Annotated in this window: 9 protein-coding genes; 3 read left to right on the top strand and 6 right to left on the bottom strand. The window is 72.1% G+C overall.

From position 1 onward, the window contains the following. The 4 genes from DY245_RS06890 to DY245_RS06875 form a co-directional block, all read right to left on the bottom strand. Nucleotides 1-282, bottom strand: a 282-nt coding sequence (locus tag DY245_RS06890; RefSeq protein ID WP_147318330.1) for a 2-oxoglutarate dehydrogenase E1 subunit family protein, incomplete at its 3' end; no start/stop codon positions are given. 238 nt (nt 283-520) lie between these two features. Further along, nucleotides 521-1,645: a HAMP domain-containing sensor histidine kinase gene (locus tag DY245_RS06885; RefSeq protein WP_128504577.1), complete on the bottom strand. Its 1,125-nt coding sequence runs from the start codon at nt 1,643-1,645 to the stop codon at nt 521-523. Then, nucleotides 1,642-2,382, bottom strand: a complete 741-nt coding sequence (locus tag DY245_RS06880; RefSeq protein ID WP_128504575.1) for a response regulator transcription factor — start codon at nt 2,380-2,382, stop codon at nt 1,642-1,644. The genes DY245_RS06885 and DY245_RS06880 overlap by 4 nt, the downstream gene beginning before the upstream one ends. Before the next feature lie 74 nt (nt 2,383-2,456). Beyond that, complete coding sequence (locus DY245_RS06875) at nt 2,457-3,218, bottom strand: spermidine synthase family protein (protein WP_128504573.1); 762 nt, start codon at nt 3,216-3,218, stop codon at nt 2,457-2,459. Between the two features lie 270 nt (nt 3,219-3,488). Here DY245_RS06875 and DY245_RS06870 point away from each other — a divergent pair, with 270 nt between their 5' ends. Then, nucleotides 3,489-4,322, top strand: a complete 834-nt coding sequence (locus DY245_RS06870; RefSeq protein WP_128504582.1) for a rhomboid-like protein — start codon at nt 3,489-3,491, stop codon at nt 4,320-4,322. A 125-nt stretch (nt 4,323-4,447) separates the two neighbouring features. Here DY245_RS06870 and DY245_RS06865 read toward each other — a convergent pair whose 3' ends face one another. Both DY245_RS06865 and DY245_RS06860 read right to left on the bottom strand, forming a co-directional pair. Next, nucleotides 4,448-4,990, bottom strand: coding sequence for a hypothetical protein (locus DY245_RS06865; RefSeq protein ID WP_244942878.1), 543 nt, complete (start codon nt 4,988-4,990; stop codon nt 4,448-4,450). 442 nt (nt 4,991-5,432) lie between these two features. Beyond that, nucleotides 5,433-5,936 carry a YfbM family protein gene (locus DY245_RS06860; protein ID WP_244942877.1) on the bottom strand — a complete coding sequence of 168 codons (504 nt, stop codon included), beginning with the start codon at nt 5,934-5,936 and terminating at the stop codon, nt 5,433-5,435. A 177-nt stretch (nt 5,937-6,113) separates the two neighbouring features. Between DY245_RS06860 and DY245_RS06855 the strand changes: the two genes are divergently transcribed. Then, nucleotides 6,114-6,965, top strand: a complete 852-nt coding sequence (locus tag DY245_RS06855) for a pentapeptide repeat-containing protein (protein WP_128504569.1) — start codon at nt 6,114-6,116, stop codon at nt 6,963-6,965. 169 nt (nt 6,966-7,134) lie between these two features. Then, complete coding sequence (lon, locus tag DY245_RS06850) at nt 7,135-9,552, top strand: endopeptidase La (protein ID WP_128504567.1); 2,418 nt, start codon at nt 7,135-7,137, stop codon at nt 9,550-9,552. Nucleotides 9,553-9,591 lie beyond the last annotated feature (39 nt).

Here is a 9,591-nt window from a genome sequence, read left to right as displayed (position 1 = left end):
GGGAGCCGCTGCGGCGGCAGGCGCGGCCGGGGACGACGGGGCCGGGGCGGCCGGAGCGGGGGCGGAGCCCTCCGTCGGCTTGCTCGGCGCGGTGGCGCCGCCCGGCTTGTAGTCGGCGAAGAAGTCCCACCAGGCTCGGTCTACCGAGTTCGGGTCCTGGAGGTACTGCTGGTAGATCTCGTCGACGAGCCACTCATTGGGACCGAACGCGGCAGCAGGGTTCTTTCCCTGCCCCTCTTGGTCGGTCGAGATGCTCGAGCTGTTGGGGGACTGTAGCGACACGGCGGCAACCGCCCTCTTCCGCTTCCTAAGGTGGTGGACAGCGGGAATAAAGGCTACGCCTCTTGTGACCTTCGGTGCAGTCCGGGAGGGCTACTCGTCGTGTACGTCACATTCCCCGAGGGGTTTCGGGGCATGACTTGGCGGGAAACACACCAAGTTTGCCCGCGTGCGGGTAGCCCTCACCGCCGTCGCACCCACGGGATGAGTGCTCCTACCACCGACCCTACGTCAGCGGCCGTCAGCTTCGAGCCGACTCCAGCCCCGGAAGAGTGACCCGGATCCGGCAACCCCGAGGTGATTCGGCCACTCCGATGCGCCCGCCGTGCAGATCCACCGCCCAGCGCGCGATCGCCAGGCCCAGGCCCGTACCGCCGTCGCTGCCGGGACCCGAGGGCGACGGCCCGCCGCGGTTGAACCGCTCGAAGACCCGGTGGCGCTCCGAAGCGGGGATGCCGGGCCCCTCGTCCTGCACGTCCAGCTCCAGGCTCTGAGGCCCCTCGCCGCGCCGTGCGTGCACCGTGACCCGGCCGTGCCGGGGGCTGTGCTTGATCGCGTTGTCGATGAGATTGGCGACGACCTGGTGCAGCCGCTCGGCGTCGGCGTGCGCGGTCAGCTCCGGCGGCGAGACATCGAGGTGGAGATGGACGTCCGTACGGGTGTGGGTGCCGGAGCCGGCCAGTCCGGACAGCGTGGAGGCGCCGCGGCTCATATTGGCCTCCTTCAGCACCCCGGACAGATACGGCCAGACCTCGAAGCGCCGGACGTGCAGCGGCACCACTCCGTTGTCCAGCCGGGACAGGTCCAGGAGGTGCTCGACCAGCCGGCCCAGCCGCTCGGTCTGCTTCAGCGCCGTACGCATCGTCTCCGGATCCGGCTCGCAGACGCCGTCGACGACGTTCTCCAGGACGGCGCGCAGCGCGGCGATGGGGGTGCGCAGCTCGTGCGAGACATTGGCGACCAGCTCCTTGCGGTGGGTGTCCACCGCCTCCAGGTCGGCCGCCATCCGGTTGAAGGCCTCCGCCAGGTCGCCGAACTCGTCGCGGCGCTCCGAGCGCACCCGGCGGCTGTAGTCACCGTGTGCCATGGAGCGGGTGACATCCGTCATCTCGCCCAGCGGGGCGGTCAGGCTGTTCGCCACGAACTGGGTGATCAGCAGCGAGGCGATGATCGAGAAGATCGTGATCACCCGCAGCTCGGTCGCCGAGTGCATCGCGACGAACACCAGCAGTGTGGTGATGATCACCGAGACGCTGACCAGCGCGCCGAGCGCGGCCTTGACCGAGCGGTACGGGTCCAGCGGCCGTAGCCCGTCCCAGACCCGCTGCCACAGCACGCTCATGTGCGTCCGCCACCGCCGCGTCATGCGGGCGGGGTCTCCAGGGCGTAGCCGACGCCGTGGACGGTACGGATGCGCTCGGCGCCGATCTTGCGGCGCAGCGCCTTGATGTGGCTGTCGACCGTGCGCGTCCCGGAGGCGTCCGCCCAGTCCCACACCTCGGCCAGCAGCTGCTCACGGGAGAGCACCGCGCGCGGGGTGTTCGCCAGGCAGACCAGCAGATCGAACTCGGTGGGCGTCAGATGCACGTCGGCGCCGCGCACCCGGACCCGGCGCTGGGCGTGGTCGATCTCCAGCTCGCCCAGCCGCAGGATGCCGGTGCGCGGGGTGTGCGCGGCCAGTGCGGCGCGCTCGACCCGGCGCAGCAGCACATGCACCCGGGCGGCCAGCTCCCGCATGGAGAACGGCTTGGTCATGTAGTCGTCGGCGCCGACGCCGAGGCCGACCAGCATGTCGGTCTCGTCGTCGCGGGCGGTGAGCATCATCACCGGGACCGGCCGCTGTGCCTGGACCCGGCGGCAGACCTCCAGGCCGTCGAAGCCCGGCAGCATCACATCGAGGACCAGCAGATCGGGCTGCCAGGCCTCGGCGGTGTCCACCGCGGCCGGGCCGTCGGTCGCCGTCTGCACCTGGAAGCCCTCGGCGCGCAGCCGGGCCGCGATGGCATCGACGATCGTCGGGTCGTCCTCCACGACCAGTACCCGGCGCTGGGCGCCCGGCGTGGCAGCGGCGGCGCCGCCCTGCGTTGTCTGAGTCTGGTCCATCGCCCGCCCCTGCATGTCCCCTGCGTGGTCGCGTATTGCTGGGCAGCAGCGTACGGGCATGGTGTGACTGTCGGCTACGCATCCTTCCACGCCAGGTGGACCACGTCCGGGACGCCTCGGACAACGGGGATCTCTTCCGTCCGTACCCCGCTGAACCCGGCATTTCGTAGGGCCTGTTCGAATTTCGGGGAGGGCTGCGCGGACCAGACGGCGAGCACTCCGCCCGGTGTCAGCCGGTCGCGGCAGGCGGCGAGTCCGGTGGGGGAGTAGAGGCTGTCGTTGCCCTCGGTGACGGTCCAGTCGGGGCCGTTGTCGATGTCCAGACACAGCGCGTCGTAGGTGTCCTGACCCGCCCCGTCGCAGAGGTGGGCGACCAGGTCGGTGTGCAGGATCTCGGTGCGCGGATCGGCCAGCGCCGCCGCGGAGACGGCCGACAGCGGGCCCGTACGGTGCCAGTCGATGACCGCCTCCTCGCGCTCGACGACGGTGATCCGGCCCCAGCGCGGCTGTTCGGCCGCCCGCGCCAGGGAGAAGCCGACGCCGAGGCCGCCGATCAGCACGGTGGGCCGCGCGCGGCCGGCCGGCAGCTCGGCGAGCGCGGCGTCGATCAGCAGCCGCTCGGAGCGGCCGTCGGAGGTGTCCATCAGGAAGCAGCCGTTGGCGATGATCTCGTGGACCACGGGCGCCGCGGGGCCTCCGCGGCCGTCGGATCCGGGCTCCGGGGCCCCGCCCCGCTGTCGCAGCACCACCTCGCCGTACGGGCCCTCACGGCGGTCGATCGTGCGCGGGGCCGGCGACGGGCCGGTCGTTGCCTGCGGCGGAGTCACGGGAACCATGGCGCCCATGGTGGCCAATACGGGCCGCGGCGGTCCAACACTTTGGGGGAGGTGCGCGCCGCCGGTCGCGCTGACGTGACGTGTCGAATGACGGTTGCCCGATGTGATGGATGTCACTCACACAGGTTCTTCATGGGTTGAGCGTGCAGGCTGGTGCGCAACGTAGTGCAGGGCAGAGCAATCACGGCCGGGCGATCGGGCGTGGCTCACCGGATGCGCGATGGACGGAAGGGGCCTCGGACCGTGAGCTGGCTGGGAACCGCCGGGAGAATGCAGGCCGAGAGTGCGCCGGCCGGGACCACGGGACCGGTCACCCGGCCGGGTGAGCGGCCGGTGCTGCTCGCGGGGATCCCCCGGCAGTGCGCGGGCCAGGCGGCCGGTGCCGTCGCGGAGGACGTGGCGCCGGACGCCGGCCGGCCGGGTGCGCGAGGGCGGCTCCGGCGGCTGCTGCCCACCCCCGCCGGCACCCCCTTCACCTTCGGCTACGCCGTCCTCCTCGTGGCCACCTCGCTGTTCGCCCAGTACGCCGACCCGGCGCTGGTCTCCCAGCTGCTGCAGGGCTCCAGCACCGACGTCGTCCATCTCGCGCAGGCCCCGCTGCTGGTGCTGGCCGCCAGCGCCCTGTGGATCGCCGGTGGGATGACCTCCGCCTACGCGGTCGCCTTCCTCTTCGTGCTGACCGCCCTGGAGCGGCGGATGGGCGGGCTGCGCACCGCCGCCGTCTTCTTCGGCGGGCATGTGCTGGCCACCCTCGCCACCGAACTGCCCGTCGCCTTCTCGGTCGCCGCCGGACAGCTGCCCGAAAGCTCCCTGCACCGCCTCGACTACGGCATCAGCTTCGGCGTGATGACCTGCACCGGAGCCCTTGCCGGGCTGCTGCCCGCCTGGTCGCGGCTGCCGCTGCTGACCGGCGTCGGCTATCTGGCCCTCACCGATCTGCTCGTCTACGCCGACCCGTTGAGCGACTGGGGCCATCTGCTCTCGCTCACCCTGGGGGTGGCGAGCTGGCCGCTGCTGCGCCACTGGCGCGAGCGCCGCGCCGGGCCCGCGCCGCTCCTGGGAGATCTGGGCCATCCGGCGTTGCGGGGCGTGCGGACGTACTGAGTTCCGGGGTGGGGCTGCGGAGCCTACGGCCGGACGGGGCCGCAGGGTCCAAGGCCGTACGGGGCCGCGGGGCCTGAGGCCGTACGGGGTGCCGCGGGCCTACGGCGGTACCGGGTGCCGCGGGCCTACGGCCGTACGGTCCTCCGGTACGTGTGGGCGATGGCGTACCCGCAGCCGCCCAGCAGCGCCACGCCGGACAGCACGCCACTGACGAACGGCACCCACGCCACGGCGGAGGTCGCCGCCATACCGAGCCCGATCGCGCCGAGTGCGGTCAGCGCCGCGCCGGGCACGGCGATGCTGCGCCGCTTCCAGACCGCCATCAGCGCCACGAAGTGCAGCCCCACGATCAGCGCGATCCAGGCCACCGCGGTCTCCTCGGGGGCTCCCGCCGCGCGCAGCGCCAGATTGCCGCCGATCAGCAGCACCGCCTCGGCTCCGACGACAAAGCCGAACTTCCCGCGGAACCAGTCCGCTTGGGGGGCCTCGGCGTCGTCGGGCGCGGGCCGTCCACGCCGGCCCGCCAGCAGCGCGAGCGCCAGCAGCCCGGCGAAGGTGAGCACCGCGAGCACCCGGAGTGCGATACCGACCGCGGGATTCAGCGGATCGTGCGCATTGGCGACCACGAAGATCGTCCCGAAGAGTGCACCGATGAATACACCGGACATCCGCTGCAACATGCGGCGAAGGTAGCAGCCCTGACGAGGTGTGAGGAGCAGCGGCGGGGGGTTGCCCCGCCCCGGTCCGCCGGCTGGGCCCGCCTCTCTGNTGACGAGGTGTGAGGAGCAGCGGCGGGGGGTTGCCCCGCCCCGGTCCGCCGGCTGGGCCCGCCTCTCTGGGGCGTGTCTTTCGGATCAGCCCGGGCCCGCGACGCTCCCCCAGCTACCGCTGGGAGGTGCCCCCAGGCACGGCACTTCCCCAGCTAACGCTGGGGGTACCCCACGCCGCGTTGTCGCATCGCCCACGGACACCCAGTCCGAGGGCGATGCTCCGCCTTGCGATGCAGCTCGGCATCCGAAGGATGAATCAAAGAGCCGAGACGGAGCGAGCGCAGCGAGTGCAGTGCACCAGACGCCGCGGGCTGATCCGGGCTGATCCGAAAGACACGCCCTAGCCGAGCCATATGAGCATGGCGTCCCCCTCGTCCGCCGCCGCGCGGAAGAACGGCCGCAGCAGGTCGTAGTACCCGCTCACATAGTCCAGCGGCTCGCCCCGCTCCCACACGATCGCCGGATACACCTCGGCCCTGGCGAGGTCCTCCGGCCCGACACCGGCCGTCAGGCTCGCGCCGGACATCTCCGCCAGCGCCCCGGCGGCGGTTCGCACCTGCTCGGGGGTGAGGTAACGGGGCGGGCCGTAGCCCCAGTCCTCCGCGTCGGGGACGGCCTGTTCGCCATGGACGATGTCCACCGGGAAGGCCGCGCGGCGCAGCAGGAAACCGAGGGCGTCCCAGGCCTTGTCGACATCCAGGCAACGCGCCCGCGCCGGCTCGGGGCGCTGCGCGGACTCCGCTTCCATCCGCCCGATGACCAGCTTCAGCGCCCACTCGGGATCGCCGAGGGCGCGGTCGAGTTCGGCAGGTGTGACACGTGCGTACTCTCCGATCATGCTCATGGTCCCGAGGCTAGGGGCGACCACCGACAACGCCGGGCGGCGGACGGCGCGGTGCCCGGCCGCGGCGATCGAAACCGGCCGGGCGCGGGCCCGCTTCTCCTCCTGGGAGAATGGTGGCTTCCCTCCGGGCGCGGCCCTGTGCCACGCCCGCCGGCCGGCCGCAGGAGTACAGGCACCTTGTCCCCAGACCGCGCGCAGTCGACAGACCGCGAACAATCAATTCCGGACATCGTCGATCTCGGCCTGCAGTCCGACTGCGGCAGCTGCTTCGGACTGTGCTGTGTCGCGCTGCCGTTCGCCGCCTCGGCGGACTTCGCGATCGACAAGGACGCCGGCCGGCCCTGCCCGAATCTGCAGACGGACTTCCGCTGCGGCATCCACACCGAACTGCGGCCGCGCGGCTTCTCCGGCTGCACCGTCTTCGACTGCTTCGGCGCCGGACAGAAGGTCTCCCAGGTCACCTTCGGCGGCCAGGACTGGCGGCAGGCGCCGGGCACCGCCCGGCAGATGTTCGACGTCTTCCCCGTCATGCGGCAGCTGCACGAACTCCTCTGGTACCTGGCCGAGGCGCTGACCCTGCGGCCCGCCCGCCCCGTGCACGCCGATCTGCGCGCCGCGCTGGAGAAGACCGAGGGTCTCACCCGGGCCGGCGCCCAGGAGCTCACGGAGCTGGATGTGGCGGCCCACCGGGGCGAGGTCAACGCGCTGCTGCTGCGCACCAGTGAGCTCGTACGGGCCACGGTCCCGGGCCGCAAGAAGGAGCGGCGGGGCGCCGACCTCATGGGGGCCCGGCTCAAGGGTGCGAACCTCCAGGGCGCCAACCTCCGCGGGGCGTATCTCATAGCCGCCGACCTCCAGGGCGCGGACCTGCGCACGGCGGACCTGATCGGAGCCGATCTGCGGGATGCCGATCTGCGCGGAGCCGACCTGACCGGCGCCATCTTCCTCACCCAGGCTCAGCTCAACGCGGCCCGGGGTGACGCTGCCACCAAGCTGCCGGCGGCGCTGAACCGGCCCGCCCACTGGTAGCGAAGCGGCGCCTGCCCGGCCCAGCTGTCGGCCGCGGCCGTGGCCGTGGGCCGGGCAGCGCGACCGGCAGCCGCCCCTGATCGCTCACAGCGAACGCGCGAGAGGGAACATCCCCTGCCCCGGCTGCATTGAGTGGGTAAAGCTCAACTTGCTTGCCGAAGGGGAGATCATGGCTTCGACGTCCACATCGCTCACTCTGCCCGTGCTGCCCCTCGATGACGAGGTCGTCCTCCCGGGCATGGTGGTGCCGCTGGACCTGTCCGACGCGGATGTCCGCGCCGCGGTGGAGGCCGCGCAGGCCGCCGCCTCATCGGGTAACAAGCCGCGGGTGCTGCTTGTGCCCCGGGTCGACGGCACCTATGCGGGGATCGGCACGCTCGGGCGGATCGAGCAGGTCGGACGGCTGTCCGACGGCGATCCCGGAGCCCTGATCCGAGGCCTGGGCCGGGTGCGGATCGGTTCCGGCACGACCGGGCCCGGTGCCGCGCTCTGGGTGGAGGGGACGACCGTCGAGGAGACGGTGCCCGAACCGCTGCCCGGCTCGGTCGCCGAACTCGTCACGGAGTACAAGGCGCTGGCCACCAGCTGGCTGCGCAAGCGCGGCGCCTGGCAGGTCGTCGACCGCGTCCAGCAGATCGAGGATGTGCCCACCCTCGCCGACAACTCCGGCTACTCGCCGTTCCTGACCACCGAACAGAAGGTCCAGCTGCTGGAGACCGTCGACCCGGTCGCACGGCTGAAGTTCGCCACCGAGGCGCTGCGCCACCACCTCGCCGAGCAGGACGTCGCCGAGTCCATCGCCAAGGACGTCCAGGAGGGCGTCGACAAGCAGCAGCGGGAGTTCCTGCTGCGGCGGCAGCTGGAGGCGGTCCGTAAGGAACTCGCCGGGCTCAACGGCGATCCGGAGGACGAGGGCGACGACTACCGCGCCCGCGTGGAGGCCGCCGACCTGCCCGAGGACGTCCGCAAGGCCGCCCTCAAGGAGGTCGACAAGCTGGAGCGGTCCAGCGACCAGAGCCCCGAGGGCTCCTGGATCCGCACCTGGCTGGACACCGTGCTCGAACTGCCGTGGAACGAACGAACTGATGACAGCGCTTCCGCCTACGACATCGCCGGCGCCAAGGAGATCCTGGACGCGGACCACTCGGGCCTGGAGGACGTCAAGGAGCGGATCACCGAATACCTGGCCGTCCGCAAGCGGCGGGCGGAGCGCGGCCTCGGCCTCGTGGGCGGCCGTCGCGGAGGGGCCGTGCTGGCGCTCGTCGGGCCGCCCGGCGTCGGCAAGACCTCGCTCGGCGAGTCCGTCGCGCGGGCCATGGGCCGTAAGTTCGTCCGGGTCGCGCTCGGCGGCGTCCGGGACGAGGCGGAGATCCGCGGTCACCGCCGTACGTACGTCGGCGCGCTGCCCGGCCGGATCGTACGGGCCGTCAAGGAGGCCGGGTCGATGAACCCGGTGGTGCTGCTCGACGAGATCGACAAGGTGGGATCCGACTTCCGGGGCGACCCGGCAGCCGCCCTCCTGGAGGTCCTGGACCCCGCGCAGAACCACACCTTCCGCGACCACTACCTGGAGGTCGAACTCGACCTCAGCGATGTGGTCTTCCTGGCCACCGCCAACGTCCTCGAAGCCATCCCCGAGCCGCTGCTCGACCGGATGGAGCTGGTCCGGCTGGACGGTTACACCGAGGACGAGAAGGTCGTCATCGCCCGGGACCACCTGCTGCCGCGTCAGCTGGAGCGGACCGGTCTGGAGCCCGGAGAGGTGACGCTGGAGGACGACGCGCTGCGCAAGCTGGCGGGCGAGTACACCCGCGAGGCGGGCGTACGGAATCTGGAGCGGGCGATCGCCAGGCTGCTGCGCAAGGTGGCTGCCCAGCACGAACTCGGCGAGCGGAAGCTGCCGTTCACGGTGGGGGTGGACGAGCTGCGCCCGCTGATCGGGCGGCCGCACCACACCCCCGAGTCGGCACAGGACCCGGCCGAGCGGCGCACCGCGGTGCCCGGCGTGGTCACCGGTCTCGCGGTCACCGGCGCCGGCGGCGATGTGCTCTACGTGGAGGCGTCGCTGGCGGACCCGGAGACCGGCGCGTCCGGGCTCCAGCTGACCGGCCAGCTCGGCGATGTCATGAAGGAGTCCGCACACATCGCGCTGTCGTTCCTGCGCTCGCACGGCGCGGAGCTGGAGCTTCCGGTCGCCGACCTGAAGGAGCGCGGAGTGCATCTGCACGTACCGGCGGGCGCCGTTCCCAAGGACGGGCCGAGTGCGGGCGTGACGATGACGACGGCCCTGGCCTCGCTGCTGTCGGGCCGGCAGGTCCGGCCGGATGTGGCGATGACCGGTGAGGTCTCGCTGACCGGGCGGGTGCTGCCGATCGGCGGCGTCAAGCAGAAGCTGCTCGCGGCGCACCGCGCGGGGATCACCACCGTCATCATCCCCAAGCGCAATGAGCCGGATCTGGACGATGTACCGGCCGAGATCCTCGAAGACCTCGATGTCCACCCGGTCGCGGATGTCCGCCAGGTCCTGGAGCTGGCGCTGACACCGGCGTCGAACGGCGCCGCGCCCGAGGTCCCGGTCGCGGCCTGACCGTGGCGGCCGGCCCGCCCCTCGTACTCGGGCGGGCCG

Origin of the sequence: Streptomyces inhibens (genome assembly GCF_003389455.1) — a bacterium.
In the GTDB taxonomy this organism is placed as follows: Bacteria; Actinomycetota; Actinomycetes; order Streptomycetales; family Streptomycetaceae; genus Streptomyces; species Streptomyces inhibens.
The sequence above is the reverse complement of the archived record's forward strand: the minus strand, read 5'-3'. Positions and strand labels throughout refer to the sequence as shown.

Coding starts and splice junctions, on each gene's coding strand:
- DY245_RS06860 (WP_244942877.1), bottom strand. CDS start 5,936: ATGAGCATGATCGGAGAGTACGCACGTGTCACACCTGCCGAACTCGAC.
- DY245_RS06865 (WP_244942878.1), bottom strand. CDS start 4,990: ATGTCCGGTGTATTCATCGGTGCACTCTTCGGGACGATCTTCGTGGTC.
- DY245_RS06885 (WP_128504577.1), bottom strand. CDS start 1,645: ATGACGCGGCGGTGGCGGACGCACATGAGCGTGCTGTGGCAGCGGGTC.
- DY245_RS06870 (WP_128504582.1), top strand. CDS start 3,489: ATGCAGGCCGAGAGTGCGCCGGCCGGGACCACGGGACCGGTCACCCGG.
- lon (WP_128504567.1), top strand. CDS start 7,135: ATGGCTTCGACGTCCACATCGCTCACTCTGCCCGTGCTGCCCCTCGAT.
- DY245_RS06875 (WP_128504573.1), bottom strand. CDS start 3,218: ATGGTTCCCGTGACTCCGCCGCAGGCAACGACCGGCCCGTCGCCGGCC.
- DY245_RS06880 (WP_128504575.1), bottom strand. CDS start 2,382: ATGGACCAGACTCAGACAACGCAGGGCGGCGCCGCCGCTGCCACGCCG.